The organism is Thermoprotei archaeon (assembly GCA_038881895.1).
Taxonomy (GTDB): domain Archaea; phylum Thermoproteota; class Thermoprotei; order Gearchaeales; family WAQG01; genus JAVZOV01.
Genome location: JAVZOV010000002.1, coordinates 26,736 through 53,018, shown reverse-complemented (window position 1 = coordinate 53,018; position 26,283 = coordinate 26,736). Strand labels below are relative to the sequence as shown.

27 protein-coding genes are annotated in these 26,283 nt (G+C 35.4%); 12 read left to right on the top strand and 15 right to left on the bottom strand.

Annotated elements, in window-relative coordinates:
- From QW128_03335 to QW128_03300, 8 genes are all read right to left on the bottom strand, one after another.
- Positions 1-567 (bottom strand): hypothetical protein, encoded by a 567-nt coding sequence (locus tag QW128_03335; GenBank protein MEM3832619.1) that lies wholly within the window; start codon positions 565-567, stop codon positions 1-3.
- Positions 568-641: 74 nt separating this feature from the next.
- Positions 642-1,133, bottom strand: coding sequence for a metallophosphoesterase (locus QW128_03330; GenBank protein MEM3832618.1), 492 nt, complete (start codon positions 1,131-1,133; stop codon positions 642-644).
- Positions 1,130-2,935: an ATP-dependent DNA ligase gene (locus QW128_03325; GenBank protein MEM3832617.1), complete on the bottom strand. Its 1,806-nt coding sequence runs from the start codon at positions 2,933-2,935 to the stop codon at positions 1,130-1,132. The genes QW128_03330 and QW128_03325 overlap by 4 nt, the downstream gene beginning before the upstream one ends.
- A 59-nt stretch (positions 2,936-2,994) precedes the next feature.
- Positions 2,995-3,627: a transposase gene (locus QW128_03320; GenBank protein ID MEM3832616.1), complete on the bottom strand. Its 633-nt coding sequence runs from the start codon at positions 3,625-3,627 to the stop codon at positions 2,995-2,997.
- Positions 3,628-3,640: 13 nt separating this feature from the next.
- Positions 3,641-4,129, bottom strand: coding sequence for a hypothetical protein (locus QW128_03315; GenBank protein ID MEM3832615.1), 489 nt, complete (start codon positions 4,127-4,129; stop codon positions 3,641-3,643).
- 88 nt (positions 4,130-4,217) lie between these two features.
- A complete protein-coding gene (locus QW128_03310) occupies positions 4,218-4,967 on the bottom strand; it encodes a hypothetical protein (GenBank protein ID MEM3832614.1) in 750 nt (249 codons plus the stop codon).
- Positions 4,968-4,969: 2 nt separating this feature from the next.
- Positions 4,970-6,157: a glycosyltransferase gene (locus tag QW128_03305; protein MEM3832613.1), complete on the bottom strand. Its 1,188-nt coding sequence runs from the start codon at positions 6,155-6,157 to the stop codon at positions 4,970-4,972.
- Between the two features lie 15 nt (positions 6,158-6,172).
- Entirely contained in the window at positions 6,173-6,817 is a 645-nt protein-coding gene (locus QW128_03300) for a TIGR00296 family protein (GenBank protein MEM3832612.1), read from the bottom strand.
- 188 nt (positions 6,818-7,005) lie between these two features.
- Between QW128_03300 and QW128_03295 the strand changes: the two genes are divergently transcribed.
- The 9 genes from QW128_03295 (at position 7,006) to QW128_03255 (ending at position 14,837) form a co-directional block, all read left to right on the top strand.
- Positions 7,006-9,168: a sodium-translocating pyrophosphatase gene (locus tag QW128_03295; protein MEM3832611.1), complete on the top strand. Its 2,163-nt coding sequence runs from the start codon at positions 7,006-7,008 to the stop codon at positions 9,166-9,168.
- Positions 9,169-9,262: 94 nt separating this feature from the next.
- Positions 9,263-10,060, top strand: coding sequence for a V4R domain-containing protein (locus tag QW128_03290; GenBank protein MEM3832610.1), 798 nt, complete (start codon positions 9,263-9,265; stop codon positions 10,058-10,060).
- 30 nt (positions 10,061-10,090) lie between these two features.
- Positions 10,091-10,801 (top strand): DUF72 domain-containing protein, encoded by a 711-nt coding sequence (locus QW128_03285; protein MEM3832609.1) that lies wholly within the window; start codon positions 10,091-10,093, stop codon positions 10,799-10,801.
- A 78-nt stretch (positions 10,802-10,879) separates the two neighbouring features.
- Positions 10,880-11,449 carry a 2-oxoacid:acceptor oxidoreductase family protein gene (locus QW128_03280; protein MEM3832608.1) on the top strand — a complete coding sequence of 190 codons (570 nt, stop codon included), beginning with the start codon at positions 10,880-10,882 and terminating at the stop codon, positions 11,447-11,449.
- Positions 11,416-11,703, top strand: coding sequence for a 4Fe-4S binding protein (locus QW128_03275; GenBank protein ID MEM3832607.1), 288 nt, complete (start codon positions 11,416-11,418; stop codon positions 11,701-11,703). The genes QW128_03280 and QW128_03275 overlap by 34 nt, the downstream gene beginning before the upstream one ends.
- Complete coding sequence (locus QW128_03270) at positions 11,703-12,902, top strand: transketolase C-terminal domain-containing protein (GenBank protein ID MEM3832606.1); 1,200 nt, start codon at positions 11,703-11,705, stop codon at positions 12,900-12,902. Before QW128_03275 ends, QW128_03270 begins: the two co-directional genes overlap by 1 nt.
- Positions 12,899-13,819: a thiamine pyrophosphate-dependent enzyme gene (locus QW128_03265; protein ID MEM3832605.1), complete on the top strand. Its 921-nt coding sequence runs from the start codon at positions 12,899-12,901 to the stop codon at positions 13,817-13,819. The genes QW128_03270 and QW128_03265 overlap by 4 nt, the downstream gene beginning before the upstream one ends.
- Positions 13,820-14,068: 249 nt before the next feature.
- Complete coding sequence (locus tag QW128_03260; GenBank protein ID MEM3832604.1) at positions 14,069-14,542, top strand: peroxiredoxin; 474 nt, start codon at positions 14,069-14,071, stop codon at positions 14,540-14,542.
- A gap of 85 nt (positions 14,543-14,627) precedes the next feature.
- On the top strand, positions 14,628-14,837 hold the full coding sequence (locus QW128_03255; protein ID MEM3832603.1) for a hypothetical protein: 210 nt from the start codon (positions 14,628-14,630) through the stop codon (positions 14,835-14,837).
- 46 nt (positions 14,838-14,883) lie between these two features.
- Here the strand turns inward: QW128_03255 and QW128_03250 are convergent, their stop codons facing one another.
- The 6 genes from QW128_03250 to coxB all read right to left on the bottom strand — a co-directional run bounded on the left by QW128_03250 (position 14,884) and on the right by coxB (position 21,207).
- Positions 14,884-16,257 (bottom strand): cytochrome b N-terminal domain-containing protein, encoded by a 1,374-nt coding sequence (locus QW128_03250; protein ID MEM3832602.1) that lies wholly within the window; start codon positions 16,255-16,257, stop codon positions 14,884-14,886.
- Positions 16,258-16,270: 13 nt separating this feature from the next.
- Positions 16,271-16,912, bottom strand: a complete 642-nt coding sequence (locus QW128_03245) for a Rieske 2Fe-2S domain-containing protein (protein ID MEM3832601.1) — start codon at positions 16,910-16,912, stop codon at positions 16,271-16,273.
- Positions 16,913-17,139: 227 nt separating this feature from the next.
- Complete coding sequence (locus QW128_03240; GenBank protein ID MEM3832600.1) at positions 17,140-17,778, bottom strand: helix-turn-helix domain-containing protein; 639 nt, start codon at positions 17,776-17,778, stop codon at positions 17,140-17,142.
- Between the two features lie 154 nt (positions 17,779-17,932).
- Entirely contained in the window at positions 17,933-18,199 is a 267-nt protein-coding gene (locus QW128_03235; protein ID MEM3832599.1) for a cytochrome C oxidase subunit IV family protein, read from the bottom strand.
- A gap of 9 nt (positions 18,200-18,208) precedes the next feature.
- Positions 18,209-20,596: a cbb3-type cytochrome c oxidase subunit I gene (locus tag QW128_03230; GenBank protein MEM3832598.1), complete on the bottom strand. Its 2,388-nt coding sequence runs from the start codon at positions 20,594-20,596 to the stop codon at positions 18,209-18,211.
- 14 nt (positions 20,597-20,610) lie between these two features.
- Positions 20,611-21,207: a cytochrome c oxidase subunit II gene (gene coxB / locus QW128_03225; protein ID MEM3832597.1), complete on the bottom strand. Its 597-nt coding sequence runs from the start codon at positions 21,205-21,207 to the stop codon at positions 20,611-20,613.
- Between the two features lie 214 nt (positions 21,208-21,421).
- Between coxB and QW128_03220 the strand changes: the two genes are divergently transcribed.
- Positions 21,422-22,090: a multicopper oxidase domain-containing protein gene (locus QW128_03220; protein MEM3832596.1), complete on the top strand. Its 669-nt coding sequence runs from the start codon at positions 21,422-21,424 to the stop codon at positions 22,088-22,090.
- A gap of 34 nt (positions 22,091-22,124) precedes the next feature.
- On the opposite strand, the gene QW128_03215 is transcribed toward QW128_03220, so the two are convergent.
- Positions 22,125-22,550 carry a COX15/CtaA family protein gene (locus QW128_03215; GenBank protein MEM3832595.1) on the bottom strand — a complete coding sequence of 142 codons (426 nt, stop codon included), beginning with the start codon at positions 22,548-22,550 and terminating at the stop codon, positions 22,125-22,127.
- A gap of 674 nt (positions 22,551-23,224) precedes the next feature.
- Between QW128_03215 and cyoE the strand changes: the two genes are divergently transcribed.
- Complete coding sequence (gene cyoE, locus QW128_03210) at positions 23,225-24,112, top strand: heme o synthase (GenBank protein MEM3832594.1); 888 nt, start codon at positions 23,225-23,227, stop codon at positions 24,110-24,112.
- A 120-nt stretch (positions 24,113-24,232) separates the two neighbouring features.
- Positions 24,233-26,083: an ABC transporter substrate-binding protein gene (locus QW128_03205; GenBank protein ID MEM3832593.1), complete on the top strand. Its 1,851-nt coding sequence runs from the start codon at positions 24,233-24,235 to the stop codon at positions 26,081-26,083.
- Positions 26,084-26,283 lie beyond the last annotated feature (200 nt).

The window sequence follows — 26,283 nt, the reverse complement described above, 5'->3', positions numbered from 1 at the left end:
TTAACTAACAGATTTTCTTTCTTTTATTCGTTCCAAAGTCCATTTAATACTGTTACGTAATTCTCTCATTATTCTCTCATTATTAATATCTACATTTTTAATTATTAACTCCTTAACATTGTTTGATGCATCTTTAATAACATCGTACGATAAAGCTTCACTTTCACTTTTTCCGCTATCTATATCCTTGCTTCTCATTCCTTCAAGAACTCTACCTACAAGAAAACTTTTGAAGGGTGGCATACTTTCATCGAAATCTAAACCTGGCACAACACGTATAGTTGCTTCTCCAATGTACATTTTTCCTAGTTCTGTTCCCGTTTTAGATATTATAGCTTCCTCCTTCTCAGCAGGTGGGGGCGGGGGAACAACAGCTTCAACTGCTGGTACTTGAGGTTGAGGAGCCTGCCTTTGGATTTCGCTTGCTGGTACAAAACTTTGCTCTCCTAATGCTTTATCAATTAGACTTAGCAAGAGTTTTGTTCTGTCAAGTTCTTTCTGTAATTCCTCTACTCGTTTCTCAAGCTCTTTTTTCATGTCAGCTAAAATCTTTATGCTTTCAGTCAAAACCTACACCAGAGAACAAAGATATTTCTAGTAATTTAAATGCATCGCTTTAAAGACAGATGAGTTTCATTCCTTTAATCAAGATGTAGAACCTCAACTTGCAGATTATCTAGATCGAGAATCATATATGTTGATTTGTTTGTGAGATAGCCGCATAGTTCACCTGGATTTATAGCTAGAGTTTTCCCTACTACGTTCTGTTCAACTATGTGCGTATGTCCACTAATTACTACATCATACATTTGGCTTTTTACTAATGCTTCCACAAGCTGTTTTTCTGTTCCATGCATTAGTGCAATTTTTCTTCCATTAAGTTCGATACTTTCAAAATCTTTTTCTAGTTTAAATCCCAATGATTTTGCAGCTTCCCTGAGGAGATTTCTTTCCCCATCGTTGTTACCATACACTCCAATGAGCTTAAATCCATTAAACAATTTAAGTGTGAACGGTGCAACTATGTCACCTGCATGAAAAATGTAAGTTATTTTTTCATTCTCGATTTGTTTTAAAAATCTCTTTATTGCGAATAAGTTATCATGAGTATCAGAAATAACTGAGATTTTCATGGTTGTTCACCAGGTTTCATAACTTCTTCTATCTTCTTTAATTGACTATTATACATTTCAATAAGTTCAGTTTCTGTCGTGGCATCCTCTGGTCCTTTGTCATCTCTGTATCTACCTGTAAATCGTGGGAATCTAATTGCCAGTCCAGCGCCTTTTCTTATTTTTCCACTGCCTGCTGTATGCATGGGACTTATAGTTATTTCGTCACCAATTACTTCTATTACCTTAGCCGGCACAAACCATACGTCCGCTTCCATTATGCTTTCAACCCGTGGATGTTTATGAGGTATTATATAAGGTTTCATCATTTCAGGTAGTTTAGATAAGTCCTCATCCGTAAAGCCAGACCCAACTTTACAAACGGTCTTAAATACATCGTTATCAGGATCATAGCAAGCTACTAATAAAGCCCCGTACGTTCCAGCTCTTCTACCAGTCCCGTAAAATGCACCTACTATTACTAAGTCTACTGGCTCGATCATTTTAGATTGATATGATCTTTTAAGTTTTATCCACAGAAACCCTCTAGACCCTGCTTGATAAATAGAATCATTACTTAATGATTTACACATGAGCCCTTCACATCCCTCAGAAATTGCTTGATTCATGTAGGCTTCAAGGTCTTCTGGTGTTTTTACAATCTTTTGTTGTGATAACTTAGCTCTTTCTGAAATCTTAACGATTTTGCTCAAGATTTCTCGTCTTGTTGGGTACGGTTCGTTTGTGAGATCTCTACCATTTACGTATAATACATCGAAAAAGAACAGCGTGACTGGATATCGTTTCATGGCCTCCTCCACTCCATATTTTCTACGTCGATGCATTAATTCTTGGAAAGGCATCATATCTCCAGTATCTTGATCAATAGCTACAGCCTCAGCCTCAATTATTGCCTCATTAGCACTAATATTTTCCCTAATAGTTTTTACGGCATCTGGATAATGATGAGTTATGTTTTCAAGCTTCCTTGAAAAAAGAACAACATCAGAGCCTTTTTTATGTGCTTGAATACGTTCACCATCATATTTATACTCAGCAGCGCATGATCCTCCAAGTTTACCTAAAATTTCTAATGGGGTTGAAAGACGCTCAGCCAACATTGGTCGAATTGGCCGACCAATTATAATATGAAATTCTTTTGCAGCTTCAATACCTTCCAGTGCTATAGTTTTTGCAACCTCTCCTAAATCACTTGTTAAGTTGTATGCTCTTTCAAGAATTGGTCTGTAATCTTTTGAACCTCCGTATGCTATTGCTAACGCATCTAGTATAGTCATGTCAGCCACGCCAAGCCTTAGTTCTCCGATGATGAAACGTGCCAAATATCGGGCTTCCCTCGGGGAGGCCTTATTAAGTAATCCTACAAATAATCTAATCTTTAAATCTTGTGATCCTTCACCAGTGGCTTTTGCAATCTTATCCAATGTTTCGTAAACTTCTCTTACTGTTAGCTTATTTTGACTTTCTATACCTAAAAAACTTGTTAATGCAAATGCTTTACGTTTAGATAATGCTTGCGCAGCCACCTCCCCTAAATCGCCTAATTTCTTATATAATGACTCGATTTCTGTAAGAGGTAATCCTGACGCGTAAGATATTGCTCTTTCAACCATTTTCTCTGCCATTCCTAGTTCAATGCCTATATATTCTGGATAGAGCCTTCCTTGGATCAAATATATAACCTTATCGATAATTTCTTCGGGGACGCGTCTGAGTAGATCTACAAGGAGGTCCGTCATTTCGAGTCTTTTAGTTGTTTCTTCAATTTTTTCGAACGTCTCAACTAGAATTTCAAAATCCATTTCACGTAATATTATTTAAATCAAACAAATAAACTCACCGTTGTGGGATTCATAGATCATCATCCCTTCCCCCTTACCTCTAAGCTTAGAGGCTCATAGAGGGCCTTCTGGGGCAACGGGGCTCCCCTCATCCTGAGCATGTTTAAGCACGCGGTCACGTCTCTATCGCTTTCGTAACCGCATTCACATTTCACGAGCCTATGCCCATTCGGCGCTAGCCTGCCGCCACACATCGGACATAGGCTTGAAGTGTTTTTAGGGTTGACGTAGACGACTGGCAAACCTTCAAGCTTAGCCTTATATTCAATATAGGATTGCAGCCTCCTGAAGTTCCAAGAGTGCAATCTGCGGTTGAGGTTCTTAGAGAAATTGATTCTTTTCCTAATTCCTTTAAGGTCTTCCATAATTATTCCCATGCGGTGTTGCTTTGCGAGGTTCACGATCTTCTTGGCGATTTTATGGCATTCATTCATAGCTTTTCGTCTTCTTCTACCTGAGTACTTCCTAAGCAACTTTTCAGCGGTCTTGGGTTTATACTTCTTCAACCTTTGGATTCTTCTGATGATGTTGAAGTAAGTCGTGTGGATAGTCCTCATGTTACTTTTTATCTTCAAGATATGCGGATTGGAACCAACACAAGTAACGTTGGATTCGTTAACATCAATTGCTATCCAGTCATCAGGATTCGACAAATCGACATCTTTCCTAAACGGTATTAAGACTTTTGTCTCGTTCAGAGACACCTCGCCAACCCTCAACCTTCCCAGCCCTCCATTCTTCAATGAACTTCTTCTGGTAATCGCCGTACTTTAATTGGATGTAGAGGAACTTCCTCGGCCTAACCGATATCCTAAGCCTATCTCCTTCAAATTTAACCAGCTGTGGATCTAATTGTATGAAAAGCTTCTTGGCAACGGGTTTATCGCTCATTGCCATACCTTTACGTTTAAGCTTCCTGAAGCTCTTGAGCATTGAAGTGGCCACTCTACACGCTGAATGGCAGAAATGCGTTGAATAGTTCCACCTCGCCTTCCATTCATCGTAGACCAGCTTCCTAAGCTTGGCGAAGCTGGTGACGTTATGTCTTTGAGCCTCATCTACACAGAAGCTAACCATATCCCTGAAGTCCTTTAATAACCTTTTAACATCGTCGCTGGGTTCATAACTGAAGGCAACAGAAAGCGTTAATTCCATAGTAGAGGAACACACTAAACGTCTATAAAAATCTATCTATTTGTGAGCTGCTGTCCAACCCTCATTCTAATGATATTGTTTAGACAAATTAAAATCTGTAAAATCGAACGCCCATATTATCAGGTTGTGATACTATGATCTCTTCTGAAGAATAGTAATTTATTAACTCTTCTACCACAGGTCTTAACTTTTGTAAACTTATGATCCGAACATCCATGTTGTTCCAGTTATATTTAAAATTCACATCAGAAGTCCATCTAAGTATTCTTGAGTACTCCTCATCAGGATTGTACATATTGATCTCATTAATCCATGTTGGGGAGTCTTGTTGTGGCCTAACGCCAATAATAATTCTCATATCATTCCTAATTGAAGCCGAAACATGACCTTCCAATTCTCCGCTATCATTAATAATAAACTTATTTACTCCTTTAGAAAGATTAAGATTGTAAATCCATGGTACATTTACTAATTTTGTCATTAATTCAGCCATTCTACTATGCAATGTTTTTGCATTTAATGAATTAGTGGAAAGCACTTCTAATATTAAGTTCATTCCAAGTACTATTGAGGGCTGCACTCCGACCTCCCAAAACGGTGGAGCATCAATAGCAATAACGATGCCAAAATTTCTCCCTATTGTGTCATAAAGTTCTTCAAGAATTTTCTGTATTGGATTGCTTAATTGACAATTTATGTCTAATCCCTTAAAGTTTTTATAAACACCTATAGATGTACCTCTTAATATTGAGATTGAGGTTACGTAAATTTTGTTATTTTCTTTTTTATAAGCTATAGGCACGTAATATGGCACGTATACACTCAACATAGGTTTCATGTTTAATCCTCCATGAGGTCTAGCACCATTTTTGATAGAGTGGTGATCCCCTTATATTTATTAACCTCTTCGCTTACCTTAATTGCTTGATTTCTATATGATTCGTTATATAGTACCTCTTTTACTAAATTTTCTAAATTATTTGATACCTTTTGCAGAGGAACAACTATGCCTAATCCTAATTTCTTTATGATTGTGGAATTCTCCGTTTTCTCAGTGTGACCAATTGGTGGTAATGCTATTGTGGGCACACCAATTTTCATAAGTTCGGCGAGTGTCGTCTGCCCACCTGTTGAAATCGCTACATCAGCAGCTCTCATGTACATATAAACATCTTCGACGAAAGGATAAGAGTAAAAATTATTTAATGAAGGGATGAAATTATTTAAACCGCCAATTTCTATCACGGTATAACCAGTCTTCGCTAATTTCATCATGTATGGTAATAACTTAGCATGAGCAATATTTCGCTCAATCTTATTTCCTGAAAAAACAGCAACAATGACTGGTGATTTAAGTCCAAGCATTTCTTTAACTCTATCCTTTGATGGTAATTCTCTTAAGTCTAAAGGTAACAGAGGACCTATTAACTTAAATCGATTCTTGTACTTTTGGTGAACCATTATATTCATTCTGGAGATAGTATAGGGCGGAGGAAAATCTGCAACCACGATTTTTTTACTTCTAGCCCAAAGAAAACTGAACACTTCAAATGTAAAACGCTCACTAATCTTCTTTAATAAACGAGTAGTAGAGCGCATAGGACGCACACGAGGTATTGATATATTTAATTGATTTAATACCGTTATTGTAGGAATACCTAAAATCCATCCTGCTAACGTTGTAGAGAGGCGGGAATCAGAGATTACTACACTAGGTTTAAAAAAGTTTAACCTTCCTATCTCATAACCAATTTGTTTTATAAATCTATAAAGTGAAACAATCCCATATCGCATAACTGTGTTATGAAAATCAAAATAGCCATCCTCATTAAAAATTAGATCTATTTCAGGTGATTTATATACGCAATAATCATAATGTAATTTATGGAGGTATTGGTATCCAACACCATAAGTTGAGAACACAACATTTCCTATGCCAAAATTTTTTAATGCTCCTGCTAACGCTTCCATCCTTCTTACATGACCAAGTCCAATACCACACGGAGCAATGTATATTCTTTTATACATTATTCTTCCTTCTAATTACTTTTCACTTTTCCACTTCTCAATCATAAGTCTAATAACCTTACCTTTCGGCTGGATTTCAGTAAAAATTTCAGCCTGAAATGTATAAATTTTGGCATTCCTCATAACCCATGCATCAGGTGGTAGACCAGCTTTCATGCATGCTTGTCCAAGAAATGTCTCAACATCCCAATCGTACTCAACAGGAACCTGCGGTAATAATAAACCAGACATAAAACCTTTCTGTATAATAAGTCCATCTCTACCTATTTTAATATTCTTCATAATCTCTTCAGGCGTACCTTGAATAAGCTTAGGTTGCGTAAGCGCACTAACCTCAAAAATCACACCATCAAGTTCCTTCTCTTTAAGCGGAGGAAATCTTGGATCTTCAAAAGCAGCACTTAATGCAGATTCAATAGTAGCTTTTAACAACGGCTTTATTGGTAACGGAAAACCAATACAGCCACGTAACTCCTTAGCAATTCCAACAGAAGTTTCACCACTACTAATCCTATAAATAGTTGTAAAAACACCGCGTTTCTCCATGAGCTCTGAGGGAGCATCACTAGGAATTGGTAATTCACTCCCAGTGATGAAATAGTTTTCTACCGCCTGACGAGCAAGTCTTACAAGATATTCACCATGCTTAAGACTTAACATACCCACGACAACTCGATAAAAAATAAGAAAAAGAAGAATAAAAACATTAGCGTTCCACAGGACTGGTTTTCTCAACTCTGAAGAGTAGAGTTTTCATTTAAAATTAGGAATAACAATCTAAATTATCTCTGGTAAAGGAGCAAAATATTTATTTTACCTAAAATAGTGACAAAGTAAGGTGTAGACTAATGAGTAGTATCGATATATATATACTAACAATACCGCTCTCTATAATACTAGCGCTATCAATTGCTCTCTATTTACTATGGTTCATATCAAAACAAAGTTCAGGGACCGAAAAAATGATAAGAATAAATAGAGCTATAAGGGAGGGTGCGAAAGCATATCTAAAGAGGCAGTATAAAGTAATACTAGCAATATTATCACTAATAACAGTGATAATCTATCTAGTTATTGACCGTAATATACATGGTGAAATTCCATACGTATCACTAAGTTTCTTCTTAGGTACTGTTTCTTCAATAGTGGCTGGTTATGTTTCAATGGAAGCGGCCACACGTTCGAACGTTAAAGTTGCAGAAGCGGCAAGAGGAAGCCAAGCTAGACCATTACAACTAGCTTTCTATGGTGGACTTGTATTAGGATTAATGGTTGTTGCTATGAGCCTTATAGGTGTTACAGGTTTATTTTACCTTTATTGGGCATTTAATGGGTGGAGCAATTTACAGAGAATTCCAGAGCTTATAATGGGATACGGTTTTGGTGCAAGCTTAGCGGCGTTGTTCATGCAACTAGGTGGTGGAATATACACGAAATCAGCAGATATAGGTGCTGATCTAGTTGGTAAAGTTGAGATAGGAATACCTGAAGACGATCCCAGAAATCCAGCAGTGATAGCTGATAACGTAGGGGATAACGTAGGGGATTGCGCTGGGAGAGGAGCTGATTTATTTGAATCTATCTCCGCAGAAAATATTGGTTCGATGATTATAGGAGCAGGACTTTATATGTTGACAAATAACATGTATTTCATCTTCTTTCCTATAATAGCTAGAGCTGTGGGACTTATAGCAACGATAATAGGAGCTTTAGCAGTAAGACCTAAGGAACCTAGTACGAAACTCGTGGATGGCAGTAACATAGTAGTAGAGAAAGAAAAGGAAGTTTTAATAAAGCCTGTTTCGTCACTCAGAAATGGTTTAGTAGTATCAACAATTCTAGTGGCAATACTTTTCTACTTTGTAATAACTGGAATGTTAGGACTCGCAGCAATCTACTTATATTTTGCATCGCTAACTGGATTAGCAGCCGCTTTATTAATCGAACTAGTTACAGAGTATTACACTGGTGATCACAAGCCTGTAAAAGATATTGCAGATGCAGCTAAAACTGGCCCTGCAACAACATTGCTCATGGGTTTATCAGTGGGTATGGAATCCACAGCGCTTCCAGTAATAATAGTGATTATAGCGTTAGGCGCATCCTACATACTTGGAGCCAATTATGCTGCTGCGATTGGAATTTCATCACATATAGGTGGAGTTTATGGTACTGTTACAGCGACTATAGGCATGCTTTCACTCACAGGCATTATACTAGCAATCGATGGTTATGGACCAATCGCGGATAATGCTGGTGGAATAATTGAAATGTCAGGCATAGAAGAAGAAGTTGGAAAAACCGCTGAAGTGCTTGATGCGGCAGGAAACACTACGAAAGCATTAGCAAAAGGTTTTGCTATGGGAAGTGCAGTAATGGCATCACTTTTGCTCTTCCAGGCCTATGTTGATGTAATAAATCTAGTATCAGGAAAAGAATACATTATAAATCTTATACAACCATCTGTTATAATGGGTCTTATAATAGGTGGCATGATAGTGTTCCTCTTCGCATCATTAGCAATAAGAGCGGTAGGTAAGACAGCATCAGATATTATCGAAGAAGTTCGCAGACAGTTTAGGGAAATACCAGGTTTACTTGAAGGTAAAGCAGAGCCACAATATGGTAAATGTGTAGACATAACCACAAAATCAGCACAGAAAAACATGGTAACACCTAGCTTAATAATTCTGATCACACCAATAGTAGTTGGCTTACTTCTAGGATCAGAATCAGCCGGAGCTTTTCTAATAGGAGTTACCATAACAGGTACGATGCTAGCATTCTTCATGAACACAGGAGGTGCTGCATTCGACAACGCTAAAAAATACTTAGAAAGAATTGGTCTTAAAAAATCAGAACAACACAAATCAGCAGTAGTAGGAGATACTGTAGGAGATCCATTAAAGGATACTGCAGGTCCAAGCATCCACATTGTATTAAAATTAGTTAACAATGTAGCAATTGTAATGGGCGCATTATTTGTTCTCTACGCACTTCATCTATTATAAATTTTTATCATAAAAACTATTTTTTACCTACATTATTATAAAATATAAAAAACAAGTATAAATACTTTTGGTATATTGAATTTAAGACGCAAACATGAAAAAATTCCCTTTTGATTTAGGATTTGTAATACTTTTCTCTGAAGATAAAATTTATGGCTTCAGCATTTTTACTGAGAACCTGATTGGTGTAATTGGTAATGTTGGAAGAACATGCGCCGAAAATAATATTAACATTATAAATTTAAAGACCAGTATAAATGTATTAGAGAATAATATGGCTCATATATTTATTGCCGTCGACATGTCAAACTCAGTTATAGAACCATCTGACCTCAGATTGAAGTTACTCTCTCTAAAGGGAATAAAAGAGGTTGATATAATTGATCCCATATTTCCAGGAGTACTTATAGATATAACACATTATCCAATCACATTGTATAGTGGTATCAAGAGCATTATAACAAGTGAATTTATATGGTGGGGAATTTTTGTGGGATTACGCAAACAGCTTGGAGAAACAGTAGCAGGTGTAACGTTATGGAATATGGGTTATGTTACTGGTAAAAAGTTATGGGAGTTTTTCTATGATATAAGAAGGGCAAGCGTTAAGGATGTAGTAGAACTTTTAAGGCATACTGCAATTGCAACTGGTTGGGTTAATGATTTTGAGATTGTAGAGTATAGTCCTATTAATAGTAAGGCTATTGTTAGGGTAAGGGATAACTGGGAATGTAGTATAGTCGGTAAAACGGGTAAGAGTGAGAGTCATTATTCAAGAGGTATTCTTGCAGGATTTTTTTCGAACCATTTTAAGGTGGAGTGTCAAGCATTTGAGACCAAATGCATATCAAAAGGTGATGAATACTGTGAATTTGAAATAATACCAAAATAATTTTAATTTCTCTCTTTATTCTAATAATTGGTGAATGAAGTGAAAGTTTTTATTGGTACTTCTGGTTGGATGTATGATTGGAATCCTAATGGATTTGATTGGTATGTAATGCAAAGTGGGTTGAATGCTGTCGAGTTAAACGCCAGTTATTACAGGTTTCCTTTCACGAATCAAATAAGTTCATGGGCTAAAAAGGGTTCAAATATAAGATGGTCTATTAAAGTTAATAGATTAGTAACTCATATTTATAAGTTTAACGACAAGGGACTTAACGTATGGAATAAGTTTAAAAAACTATTTGACCCCATGGATTCTTTAATAGATTTCTATTTATTTCAACTTCCTCCCTCGTTAAGATTTACTGATGCCGTTAAAAGTAAGTTAAAGAATTTTATTAAAAATAGTGGTATTTCATCAAGAATTGCTATCGAAGGTCGTTCTGTCGACTGGTTCACTCATGATGGTGCAAAGTTTGTTAATGATCTCGGATGTGTTTTTGTTTCTGTTGATGCACCTAATCTTCCTCGTAGTATATTCGTGAGCGATGGTGTTGTTTATTTGCGAATGCATGGTAGGTATTTTTGGTATATGCACGATTATAGCGAGGATGAATTAAAAGAAATTGCATATAGTATTCTTAAGAGTGGCCCAGAACGTGTTTATATTTTCTTTAATAATAATCATAATATGCTTAACAATGCAAGGCTCATGCTTAAGTTGTTCTCAATTTTAGAGTTATGATAGTTATATTACTGCAAAATTATTATTCTATATATTTTAGACATCTATATATGTGAATTCTAAATTAATACACTTGGTATGAGAGTTGAAGTGAGATTTCATGGTAGGGGTGGTCAGGGAGCTGTTACCGCTGCGGAACTGTTGGCAAAAGCCGCTATCAAAGAAGGTAAATACGCTCAGGGTTTTGCGGCATTTGGTCCTGAGAGAAGAGGTGCCCCAGTATTAGCGTTTACAAGGATTTCTGATGAACCTATTGAAATACGTTCACAAATCTATGAACCTGATATAGTTGTTGTCTTAGATCCTTCGTTGGTTTCTAGTAAGTCTGTTCTTCAAGGATTAAAGGCAGGAGGTGTCTTAGTTCTAAATACTAGCAGACGTATTAACGAAATTTCACAAATATTCAGTGGATATAAGCTGGCTGTTGTGAACGCAACGGAAATAGCTCTTAAACACATTGGGTCTGCTATTACTAATACTGCAATGCTCGGTGCATTAGTGAAAGCTACTAACATTGTAAAGCTTGAATCTATATTGGATGAAGTAAATGCTCGTTTCGGTAAAAGTAATGTTGATACTGTTATTGAAACTTATGAAAAAACGGAGGTGTTTAAATGGGCTCAAATCTCCCAAGTTGGAATGAAGTAGAAACTGGGGCTACTATCTTAAGACCTGGTTCATCAGAATTAAATATTACAAGTACGTGGAGAACTTTTAAACCTGTTATAGATTATAATAAGTGTACCGATTGTGGATTGTGTTGGGTATTTTGCCCCGAGCCTGCAATCTATAAGCAGGGCAAAAAGTATTACATAGACTATGATCATTGTAAAGGTTGCGGGATCTGTTATCAAGAATGTCCACTTAAAGCTATTATGTGGGTAAAGGAGGAGGAGAAATAGTGCAAAAGTTAAAACAAATTAGACAAACTCTCTCTGGCAATTATGCAGTGGCGTATGCAGTAAAACAAGTAGATGTTGATGTGATTTCAGCATATCCGATTACCCCGCAAACTACTATGGTAGAGAAACTCTCAGAATACGTTGCTACAGGGGAACTTCAAGCTGAGTTTATTCCTGTGGAATCTGAACATTCAGCTTTGTCAGTAGTTACTGCAGCTGCAGCTACAGGAGCACGTGTTTTTACATCAACTAGTTCTCAGGGCCTTTTGCTAATGCATGAAATTCTTTTCATTACAGCAGCACTTAGACTCCCTGTCGTGATGGCTGTAGCCAATAGGGCCGTCTCAGCTCCGATTAATATTTGGAATGATCATAGTGATGCTATGGATCAAAGAGATACAGGATGGATACAAATATTTGCAGAATCATCACAGGAAGCATACGATACTATGATACAAGCATACAGAATTGCTGAAGATCTCAGAGTAAGATTGCCAGTAATGGTAAACTTTGATGGATACATATTAACCCATACTTACGAACCGGTAGACACATTACCTGATGAGCATGTAAAAGAATTTACTCCGCGAGTAAAACCGCCTTTTAGATTGAATCCTGATGAACCAGTGAGTATAGGTACTCTGGCACCACCAGATTACTATTATGAAGTAAAGTATCAAGAAATTAACGCTATAGAAAATTCACTACCAGTTATTGAAGAGGTATCAAAAAAGTATGGTGATTTATCAGGTAGATATTACAGTAATGTTGAACAAACTTCCGTTAACGATGCAGATATTGTTTTAGTTAGCATGGGTGCCCTTTCAGGTACAGCTAGGCATGTTGTGAGAGAGTTAAGACAACATAACATAAAAGCTGGTCTCATTAGGTTGCGCTTGTTTAGACCATTCCCAATTAAGTCAATTATTGATTTAATAAGTGATGCAAAGGCTGTGGGAATTATTGATAGAGCAGTTTCACCTGGAGCAGTAGGTGGACCAGTTTTTATGGAAATTGCAGCCATTATGAAGTTGTATGGAATTGATGTCCCAATAGTGAATTTCATAGCAGGGCTAGGAGGCAGAGATGTCACTCCAAGCGATATAAAATATATGTTTGATGAACTCCAACTCACGGCTATATCAGGAAAACCAAAAAGACCTGTTTATTATATAGGTTTACGGGGGTGGAATCCATGATATACAGAACTGTTAGAGATCTACCCACAGAGGAATACTTTGCTCCAGGACATGGTTTGTGCGCAGGCTGTCCAATAGGAATATTAGCGAAAATTGTTTTAAAGGTCTCCGGAAAGGATAGTATAATCGTTAATGCAACCGGATGTGGGGAAGTATCAACCACACTGTACCCATCCACAGCGTGGAGAGTGCCATGGATTCATTTAGCATTTGAAAATGCTGCAGCAACAGCTTCAGGTGTAAGGGCCGCTTACGATGCAATGATAAAGAAAGGATTACTCAATAAGGATGCGAATATAATAGTATTTGCTGGTGATGGTGGCACTGCGGATATAGGTTTACAAGCATTGAGCGGGGCATTAGAACGTGGTGATAGATTCCTCTATATATGTTATGATAATGAAGCATACATGAATACAGGTATTCAGAGGAGTGGAGCAACACCCTTCGGAGCATGGACGACAACCACACCATTAGGTGCAAAATTAAGTGGTCGTGAAATTTTCAAAAAAGATCTCATTGGAATTGCAATAGCACATAAAGTTCGTTATGCTGCTACTGCTGTACCCTCTTATCCTTTTGATTTAGCAAATAAGATAGAAAAGGGTCTTAAAGTAAATGGTCCAGCGTTTATTCACGTTCTCATACCATGCACTACTGGTTGGAGATTCGACCCATCTTTTACAATAAAAATCGGTAAACTGGCTGTTCAAACTGGACTTTGGCCACTTTATGAGTATGAAAATGGCGTGTTCCGAACTACAGTTCCAGTGCCAAGAAGAAAACCAGTCATAGAATATCTTAAGCTCCAGGGAAGGTTCAAGCATCTACTTAATAAGCCAGAATTAATAACTGAAATACAAAAATATGCTGATGAATTAGCTCAACGTTTTGGCCTTGGACCTATAGAACAATAATAACACTATAAGGATAAATGAATTGAAATAATTTTTCTTATAGCAGGCTTTTTATTGAAATATATTCCAAAATAAAAGATATAATTTAGACGTGAAGCTTTTTTCTCAAAATAATTTAGAAGTATCTAAAACTTTTAATGTTTTATTGTTCCACAAAATAATTGTTAACATTAGAAATTGTTGAATTTAACTATTATAAATACTAAAGTTTAATTTTTTGGTCTTTAATCAATTGATGTGGTGTTTAATATGTCTATGCCGAGGGTAGGTGATGAAGCACCAGACTTTGAATTACTAAATCAAAGGGGTGAAAATGTTAAGCTTTCTAGTCTGAGAGGAAAATATGTAGTACTTTATTTTTATCCTAAGGATTTTACACATGGATGCACTTTAGAAGCACAAAGTATAAAGGATGTGTATGATGAGTTAAAGGAATTAAAGAAACTAAGAAATATGGATGTTATCGTTCTTGGTGTCAGCGCAGATTCCGTCGAGTCTCATAAAAGGTTTGCTGAAACATTTAACTTACCTTTTAACTTACTAAGTGATCCTGATAAAAAAGTTATAAATCTTTACGGCGTAAAAGGCCTAGTTGGTGCCAGACGAGTGACATTTATCATAGATAAAGATGGGAGAATAGTAAAAATATTCCCTAAAGTTAATGCTGCACAGCACGGTAAAGAAGTACTTAACGCATTACAGGAATTATTAATCGGTTCATGAAGTTTTATATAATATTTTTATATAAAAATTAATGATTAATCAAAATGTTTTTATTTAGCTAAATTCTTTTCGTGTGTGATGTAATATGAACGTCAATAAGCTTAGTATAGGTTTTGTATTACTTTTTATAGGATTAATGTTAAGTTTAGCAGCCACATCATCAATTAATGAAGTAACTAACCAATTTATACTATTGAGTAGACGTCTAGAGGTTTATCAAAGTATTGTAATTGCTGAAGCAATAGCATTTGTAATATTTGTAATAGGACTTATATTAATCATAAAAAATAAATAAAATTTTATAACATATTATTTCAAAATATTTCAATTTTATATAAACATTAGGATGATAGCATTCTATAGAAATGGTATATGAATCCGAAGGTTATTAGAATACTACCTAGTGTGATTAGTGCTATATTTTGTAAGTTCAGCATATAAGACATGACTGTTACGATTGTTAAAAATGCTTGAAGTGTCACAAGACCTACGAGCCCTACTAACAGTGTTCTTGGGCTAAGTTGCTTAGGTTTAGTTGGATCATTAATTGAACGGGATAATGGTTTTGCTGATTTCCTTTTTTGATTATAAGAATATATGTAAACTGTAAGAATGCATATAACTATTAACATTCCCCATACAGCGAAGGTTGTAATCGGATCTAGGAAGAGTAGTAATGTTTCTTCTCCAGGTAGAGGCATTAATGGCATCCATGGATATGTTCCTTGAAAACCCCATATTGTGAAGAATGCAAATTGGACGAGGCCCGTGACACCTATTGCTATTACTAGTGGTCTATCAGAGATTTTAAATCCTCGACTTTTGTCAAGAAATGGTATTATTGCAGCTGCTATAATATAAAGTGTTGGTATGAGCACGCCTACAAGAAACGGGGATAATCCTGTTCTTAGGAAAGCGTATAATGCTGTAAGATACCACTCAGGAACGGTCACTGGAGCTGGATAAAATGGATTAAATTGAGATCCTAATTCTACTGGATATATTCCTGCTACTATGAATATTATACCAATTATCACAGAAACCATCGGTATATCCAATGTGAGATTTCTTGGAAAGTGAAATATCGCTAATAAAACCATTATAAACGGTAATAGGAATATGTGAAACGCATAAAGATGAATTACCATGCTAGATAATGATCCTGGTCCAAAAAGTAAATTAGCCAGCGTGTCCCCTAGAAAAGGTGTATTCAATGCCAATCCCCTTCCTACGTTCATAGCTAACTGTGCTCTCACATTAACAATTAGATCATAACCACTGTAAGCTTCAAGAATAGTTATTAATCCAAATACAACACCTGTTACCCAAATAAGTTCATTTTTTAATTTATAACGACCTGAAAAGAGTTGATAAGATAGATGCAGAATTGCCAATAATACCATAGCATTCGATGCATGATAATGTATATTACGTAATATATATCCAAATGCTATAACATCATTAATTGTCTTAACACTGTTCCAAGGTGATGTAAATGTTCTGTTAGTAAGATTTAGTTCAAAAGTTGGAGTATAATAGATTGTGAGCAAGGCTCCTGTTATTCCTAACAAAAGAAAGTCCATGAACGTTAGCATACCTAGGTATGCTAATGGGTTAGTTGGTTTTTTAGGAATTATGAACTTCGCGCCATTAAAAAGCATACGCTCCATACGATCAGTTATCCAACTAAAAATACCTTTCTTTTTGCTACTCATTATCATACACCTCTCAGACTACCATTGGCGCAATAAGAGGTTGATCTTTAGGTCTTCCAAGAACAATTTTTCCATTAAAGCCAATAGCATATATATCACCAGTTGATTTCACAATTTTAAGTATGACTTGAGGTAACGGATTCAAATTTAATAATTTAGCTGGACCTGCTAAGGGAAGAGCATCAGTAAGACGGTAAATACTTCCATGACATGGACATTGAAGTACCGGACCAAATTCTGGATTATTAGGATTATAATTCACTAGACATTGAAGATGTACACATGTTCTATTAAATGCTTTTACATCATAATCACCTAAATTACCACTTTGATCTGGCGTCTTACGTACAATAAGCATATCAGTATAATAGGCATCAGGTTCCGGAGGATAAATAAATATGCTTGTTGCGATGGGAGGATTTGCCTGATCAGCTAACTTAGTTAAATCATTTAAATTTCCAATTTTTACTTCACTTTGAGCCTGTACTGATGTAACACGCTCTCCTAAATAAGAAATTAATGGAGTGAAAGCTCCTATGGTCAACATTCCTGACGCAACCAATATCATTCTCACGAACGTGCGACGTGAAATTTTTTCTTCATTACTAGGATTAGAGTTCATTGTTAAAACACCGTAATTACCAAAACGTAACACAAATTTAAATCTAACTAAAATATATTAAAAATTATTATATATTTTATTTTTAAATATTCAAAATACTGCTCTAGGAACAGGATTATTATTTCATCTGAATATCACATTACGATAAGCACAATACTCTTCAAGTACATCATAAAATATTTCTTAGCAAATTTTACTAAAACAAGAGTAAACCAGTCTCTCAGTATAAAGCTTTCAATTACAACTTATTGGAAGGAACATCATTTAGCTACTTCGTCCATGATCTTCTTTATACCCCTTCTCAGTGTTGTGTCCAATGTGCTCGCAGGAATGTTGAGCTCGCTTGATAATTCTTTTAGAGTAATCTTTCGTTTCACATCAAAATAACCGCGTTCATATGCATATTTCAGTATATAGAATGATTTGGAGGCTAATTCTTTTTCATTTTTAAATTTTATAGCAATTTGATCAGCTCCCATTTTTTTAAGTTTGTTTATTATTATTTTTGCTGTACGTTTATGATTAATGTTCATATTCCACTCAAGAGATCCGTCATACCTTACTCTCTCTATAATGGGAAAGCTTTTTTCTTTAGAAAATATGCGCATCACTCTGAAGAGCGGGCATTGAGGTAATAATAAATCAATTTTAATTAAAACTCGTTGCCCATCTGAATATTTCCTTATTATCTCATAATCGATTATATCAGGATAATTTTTTAACAACTTAAGAGCCTTTGTTATGTTTTGCTCATTACCTATAATTTCTGCATATTCGCTGGCAAAACCACTTGATAAATTTTTGATGTCCATTGACAATAATCTGACTACTAAGTTATATTGAGTTACTATAATCGAAGCCCAACATTTATCATAAAAAAACGTAATACTAGTTCTCATCATTGATTTCATTATGCAACTTATTTAATAAAGTTATCTATCTTTAATTAATTTTTATTCAAAATACCTTATATAGGTTAGTTATTTTGATTAAGTTTTATGACACACATGTTTGGATTCATCTTTGACAATTTTCGCATTCATTTCTATTATGTTAGGAAAATGATATTGAAATTACTGAAGTAATTATAGCTACTAAAAGACCTGAGATTACTATAAAAGCTGTAAGTGGTATTAATCTTAGAGGATCAACTTCATATTTAAGACGCTGGTAAAATAATGCTATGAGTAGTGCTTTTATGCTTGCGAGAATAAGTATCATGGTTGATGCTATTAGATAACTAAAAATACCAATAGTTAGAGAAACTTCAAGCAGTGTTACTAGAATTAATATTATGTATACAACTATGTATGATTTCATAATACCACCTCATAATAGATAGAATAGCGGAAAGAGAAAGACCCACACAATGTCCACAAAATGCCAGTATATGCCGAAGTTTTCAAGTGTGCTAAGCTTTATATGACCTTTAAAAGTTCTCACTATTAAATAGAGCAGTCCAGCTAGACCTGCGATCACATGAGCGCCATGAGTGCCGGTGGTTATGAAATACGTCGATGCAGGTAAACCGCTCGAAAATACAAACCCATTTCTAAATAATTCGCTCCACTCAAAGCTTTTAATTACTATGAACAATAGTCCAAGAGAGAACGTTAATAATAAGCTAATACGTACACCACGTAAATTGTTAGCTCTATCAAATGCTAATGCCATTACTAACGTGAAACTACTAGTGAGAAGTATTAAAGTATTAATCATACCTATAGATATATTATGCACAGTGCCTGGTGCAGGCCATGATGATATATCTATATACCTGTAATAGGCATATGTACTAATTAGTGTTCCGAATAGTAATGCTTCACCAAATATGAGAATCCACATACCAAGCTTTACTCTATCCGTTTTTCCAAATGGCCACTGTTCTCTCATAGGTTCTTCAGGAATCTTAAAACGTTCGTGCATATCATCTCTAGCCCAACCTATGAGCGCATAAAAACCAATTATTACACCTGCAAAAAGTATTACAATACCAATAAAGTTTAACGGTGATAAACTGGCTCCAAATAAGAATAAGGCTGTAGATATTGCAAGTATAACAGGCCAAGTACTTAAATGATTATGATGATTACCATATGTTTCAGTAATTCCTGAACCATCCAGTTGTATAAAACGAAGGGTGCCACTACTTAAATCGGGAATTCCCGGAAAATCTTCAGGAGGTGGTGGCGAACTTGTGGCCCATTCAAGAGTCCATCCTCCCCATGGATTGGAACCTGCAGGTTCCCCGTGTTTCCTGCTCCTATAAAGGTTATATACAAGGATAAGCTGAGCAGGCCCGAAGATAAATGCTCCTATGGTAGCAATTAAGTTTAAATCACCCCATCCAGTATTAGGTTGGTAAGTCCAGATCCGCCTAGGCATATCAATTAGGAGAAACATTGGACCATAGAGAATGTTAAATCCAATAAATGACAGTATGAAGTGTATTTTACCAAGCTTTTCGTTATAAAGCCGCCCAGTTATTTTTGGGAACCAATAATACATGCCCGCAATCAAACCAAAGAGTGTAGCTCCCACCATGACATAGTGGAAATGACCAACAACCCAGTATGTTCCTCTAAATTGTAAATCAAGAGGCACTGACGATTGAAAAACACCTGTAGAACCTCCTACTATAAAGAGAAATATCGAACCTAAAGCAAATAACAAGGGTGTTTTGAATCTAATAGAACCTCCCACTAACGTTGCTATGAAAGAAAGGGTAATAAGGCCAAATGGTATAGATATGATTTCAGTAGTTATATTCATAAACTCTCTCCATTCTGTATTTACACCAGTAGCGTACATATGATGACCCCAGACACTCATGCTTAAGATTGTGCCAGCTGCTAAAGATGCTATAATAATTTTCTTTCCATAATAGGGTTTACGTGAAAAAACGCTCAGAACCTCTGGGATAATACCAAAACCAGGAAGCAATATTATATAGACTTCGGGATGACCAAAGAACCAGAAAAGATTGTCCCAAATTATTGATGCTCCAACAGAACTAAAGAATGTAGTCCCCAAGATCCTATCAGAAAGTAACATGATAACTGCACCAAGTAGTGGTGGAAATACAACTAACATTAATACTTGAGTAAAGAAGATAAACCATGTATAAAGTGGAAGATTCATTAATTTCATGCCTGGTGCGCGCATTTTAATAATTGTTACCAAAAAGTTTATAGTACTCATCGTCACAGAACCACTAAGCATAGCTATAGCAGCTGCACCAAGTGTTACGCCAGGTCCTGGGCTATATTTTACTGCTGTTAGTGGTGCGTAGTATGTCCAACCAACATCCGCGGCTCCTCCAAGAACAAATCCTGAAACTGCAACTATACCTGAAAACAAATAGAGCCAATAGCTCATTGCATTAAGTCTAGGAAACGCTAGATCTCTAGCACCGATCTGCAATGGAATAAAATAATTTGCAAATGCCGTCCCTAAAGGAGAAATGAACCAAAGTAACATAACTAATCCGTGCATGGTCACAGCTTGATTATATTCATCAGCATTTAGAAAATTATTAGCTGGTATAGCCAATTGAGTTCTCATTAGTAATGCCAATGTTCCTGCCACAAAAAAGAAGATTATAGATGTTATGAAGTAGAGTATACCTATATTTTTATGATTAGTCGTGAATAACCATTCACGTATTTTACTGTTCATGTTGTTTTTATTTTTTACGGAAGAATTTTGGTCACTCATAAAATTTGATCACCTCACACAACGACTAAATCGGTAATCATTGCTGCATGACCTGTCCCACATAATTCATAACATCTTATCATATAAGTTCCCTTCTGATCAACCTTAAACCATAGGTAATTAATTTTGCCAGGAATTGCATCGGCTTTAAGCCTAAGTGCAGGTATACCAAATGAATGAAATACATCAACACTGGTGATTTCTAATACAACAACTTTTCCAGCTGGAACTATGAGTTTAGTTGTTGTAGTTCCATTTGGATACACAAAGGTCCATTCAAATCGCTTACCTATGACTTTTATATGAAGGCTATCCGGATTATTTGGAATATTTTGTATGAAATTAAGAGTGCCAACAGTCTCAACAGTAAGCCCTAAAAAAAGTATACCTAAGAGAATAGCTATTATTAGTGCTATTTTTATACTTCCTCTTTCCGATGGAAATGAACCTAAATTAGGAGCATCGGATGGTTCTGAATGACGTCTATATCTAATAATGACATAAACAAACCAAGCAAACACAATACTCATTACTATAAGGGCAGATATTAAATATAAGTTAAAAAGCGATTGCCATCGAATTGTGCTCGGGGATAATACAACAAACAACATTTAAAACACCAGTTTTTATTTGCACGAACTTCTATAAAAGAAAAATCATAGAACATATTCGATAATAAAGTATAAATAGACATTTAAGTCTGTCATAATCTTGTGTTTAAATATATGATTATATAATTATTATTAGAAATTTCTAATATCAAATAACTAATGGTATATGTTCACATATAATATTTATATTACTGAAAGAACATATTCAGCCAGAATGCTTATGAACGCAGAAAAAGTACTAAGCATATTAGCAATTTTATTGTCAATAACTGCAATAACAACCTCAACATACGTTTTATCCGTTTATCCTTCACAAAAAGTGACAACTACTCCAATAGAAAAACCCCTCATTTCCTACCTAAACATTCCACCCAATACGAATTTCAATATAACAGAGAATGATCTCATGTACTTAATGGATTTGAAACCTGCATATGCTGAAATCTTTATTGAAAATAACACAATAAGATTTACACATGATAAAATATCAATAGTAGTAACAGCAGAACCAGAATTAGGCGAGGAATATGAGGACAGATTTGTGGTCTTTGGTCTTATAAATCCGACATTGATTATACCTGTAAATGCAAACGTGAAAATTATATTCATTAATGGTGGCGATTCTGAGTTTCATAGTTTTTCAGTAATTAAAACACCTCCACCATATCCAAGTAATTTGGATTCACCAGAATACATGACCTTTGCATTTAACGGTTCTTCGATCCCTGATCCCCTTCGCGGAATACAGTTTGAGAAACCTAGCGGAATTTACCATGGCACAGTGATTCAGTTCACTGCAGACAAACCAGGAACATATTATTATGTATGTCACGTTGGTGATCATGCACACAATGGTATGTTCGGTCAATTTATAGTGAAATAAGATACTTGTTAATTAAATTATAATTTATTTTTTTTTAATTTTGATTTGTATTTGCATGTAGTAACGTAGTAACGTATACTGCCAATGCAAATATTAATGCTGCTAAACCTTGATGAGTTGCTACTATTAAGGGATTTAGGCGTTGAAATATTGCTACTGCTCCCCAAAATATCTGTATAATAAAAACAATGAAAAGTATTATTGTTCCTTTTTTAATTTTCTGTGGGATGTAATGATTTTTAATTATTAGCAATATCGTCAAGATAGTAATTGTAAAAGTAATGATCGCCCACATTCTATGTATAAACTCAATTATAATAAATCTGTTTGTGAAATCGATAGGACATAAAGGCCAGTCTGGGCACGCCAATCCTGAGCCACTAGCAGACGTATAAGAACCTAAAAGCATTAATACATATATTGATAATGTCATTATTAAGCTCAAACGCTTTATCATCATATCTTATCACAACTAATAGTTATTCAGAACTATTTAGATTTTACTAATAGTCATCGTACTCTTATATTTTGGTCCACTGACCTTTTCCTCATTTTGAAGAATGAAATTCCTTTAGAACTGTTCATAGATTTATAATTACTCCTCATTTTCAGCGGCTAACTATAGGTTAGATCTATAATCGTTGTGGGATTCATGAGTTTTCATCTATTCACCTTTATTACTAGAGGTTCATGAAGAGTTTTGCCACTAACAGTAGGAGACAACACATCAAGAGTTTCACTATGTGAGACAGGGCCCATATTGTTTATCCAAAACTAAAGATGCAACACCTATATAACATATCCATTCAGAAACAACTAATCAACCCACCATTCTTACTCATATGTATTGTCAACTTCTGATTCTTCTGGAAGTCAAGACACTTCATTACGTATTCTATTACTTTCATCTGATCCTAGATGTTTGATACTAAAAGCATCATCTTTTGTTTAAATTATTGGGTGTATAAGCTTCATTCTTCATTCTAGAAGGATAAAAGCTCTCAATTATAAAAAATATTATATATTAACATAGCTTCTCATTTTAAAAGTTTCTTATCAAAAAATTTATCAATCTATTAATTTTATATAAAGCAATTTTTCATTAGTCTTTGAGATCTATATGGAGGTTTAATTATGAATAAATCTTTATTGCTTGACTACTATAAATTAGCTAAACCTGGTATAGTTTTTCTTCTTGTCTTAGTCTCGGTTGCCGCTTATATTTCATCTCTTAAAAATCTTGAATTGAATGATATCCCCAAATTAGGCGTATTAGTTTCATCTGGTGTGTTATCTTCAAGTGGTTCTGCAATGCTTAATAATTATTTGGATAGAAAGATAGATAGGATTATGAAAAGGACAATGAAACGACCATTAGCTGCTGGCAGAGTTAAAGCGAGATCAGTTCTTATAACCGGTATTCTGTTAACGATGTTGTCATTAATTATAGCATATATTTGGTTTGGATTTATGACTAGTATTTTCATAGCTTTGGGAGCATTAACATATTTATATGTATATACTATTCTACTTAAAAGGCGCACACCTTTAAATATAGTAATAGGAGGGTTTGCAGGAAGTTTTGCTGCATTAACTGGTAGTAGCGCAGCAGGTTCAATTACATTAAATGCCATCATCCTAGCACTATTAGTTTTTATCTGGACACCAGGACACTTTTGGAGCCTTGCACTCAAATTTAAAGAAGATTACTTAAACGCCAAAATACCAATGCTACCAGTAGTCTATTCAACAGAAACCACGGTTAAAGCGATAACTTTGAGTAACATACTGACATCAGTCTTCTCATTATTAATATATCCTTTAATGCCAAACAATATAATATATCTTACATCAGCAATCATATTAGCAATCTACGTGATTTATCTAAGTATGAAATTTATAAAGCAACCAACACAAACAAATTCAATTAAACTATTTAAAACATCTAACTTACATTTAACAATACTTTGTTCCGCATTAATAGTTGGCACAATAATTACCGAAATTATCCACATATACTAAGAACTACACTCCACTTAGTGTGTATTGAGTCAGTTAAACATCATCCTTAAACTTACGCACATTTGATAATTATTAGATAAAAATAAATACTTCTAGAGCTATTTATTTTGTTGAGGCGTTATGAATAAACGCGCAATTAGTCGTGTAACAGCCGTAATAATTATAATTGTAATAATTATAATTGCAGGCGCAGCAGCAGTTTTCTTACAACTAGGACCAACAACCACAACACCTACAACAACCACACCCGCAACCACAACAACACCTACAACAACCACGACACCCACCACAACAACGCCTCCGATACCAAATCCAGATACTGTAGTGGTAGAAAGTATTGGTGAGCCTGACTATCTTGATCCAGCGGTAGATTATGAAACTGCAGGCGGTGAAGTTCTACAGAATACTTATGAGACTTTGGTATGGTATAATGGTACTAGCGCTACTCAATTTATTCCTTGGCTTGCTGAAAAGTGGGAAGTTTCTAGTGACGGTATGAGTTATACTTTTTACTTGAAGAAGGGCATTAAGTTCCATGATGGAACACCATTCAATGCTACAGCAGTAAAATATTCATTAGAGCGCGCAATAATAATAGGTGATCCTGACGGTCCGGCTTGGATGCTTGATGTTATTCGTGGGGCTGGGGCATTGTTAGAGAAGATCTGGAACGGTAACGCCACACAAGCTGATGTTGACGCTTGGAGAGCGCAAAAACCGATAGAAATACTAGACACATACACAGTAAGAATAAACTTAGATAGACCATATTCACCATTCATATCAGTAATGGCATTCACTGTTGCATCCATCGTATCACCAACTTATGTTGAAGCTCACGGTGGCGTTCAAGTTGGAAAGCACAATGATTGGATGGATAGGCATGCCGAAGCGGGTACAGGTCCATTTAAAGTAAAATCATGGGAAAGTGGTGTTGTAACGCTTGAAGTAAACCCAAACTATTGGGGTGGACCAAGGGGAGATATAAAGCCAAAGATCAAATATGTCATTATTAAAACTGTTACTGATCATAACACAAGGATTCTTGATTTAATTAACGGTGTTGCTGATATGATCTATCTTCCTGCTGATTACTGGAACCAATTCATTGATATGAACGTATGGCTTAATGAAAAGCGTGTGGTTCCTATAAGGAGCGATGTAAGAGCTGTAGGACCTTTTGAAACATTTGTCATTAACTTTATTGGTCTTAACATGGCTATTAGAAATGAGACTGGTAAGATTGACCCATTCCAGCCATTCCAGAATAAAAAAGTTAGAATGGCCTTCGCTTTTGCATTCGATTATAATACTTTCATTAAGGAAGTTTTGAAAGGTGCTGCTATACAACCTAATGGTGCAGTGCCTAAAGGTATGTTTGGTTATGATCCAACGATACCTACATATCAATATAACCTTACCAAAGCTAAAGAACTACTTACAGAAGCTGCCAAAGAACTTGGTTTATCACCAGATAAACCTAAGACGTTGACAATATACTATAATGCTGGGAACCTTGCCCGTGAAAAAGCAGCGTTATTGTTGGCTAGTGCAATAAATAGCATGAATGTGGGGTTAATACTTCAAGTTGTGCCACTTGCATGGCCTCAGTTCTTAGCTAAACTACGAGCTAGACAACTTCCAATATTCTTCTTGGGATGGGCTCCAGATTATATTGATCCAGATGATTACCTGGTACCGTTTGCTCATGGAGAGAAGGGGACATTTCCAATAAGAATTGGATACAATAATCCTGAGGTTAATAAACTCATAGATGAGCAATCGAAGGAATTCAATCCTGTTAAACGTGCTGCTTTAATAAAACAAATAGTACAGATGGTTAATGATGATTATATATACATTTGGCTTTCACAACCAGTAGTGATTCATTTTGAACGCACATGGATACATGGATGGTATTATAATCCAGCATTCGCTGGAAACTATTATGCAACAATCTACAAGGCATAGGATATAAAATAATCTAAAATTAATTTTATTTTTTATAATTAATTTTAAATTTAAATCATACCGCAAAGTATTTAAAATATCTCATAATTCTTTATTATAATATACAAACTCTCTACATTAACTTTTTAGCATGTAAGTGAGTATTTTGCATTTTTAGTTAACTCCGAATGCTTTGAGAATAAATTTTCATACAAAGATAA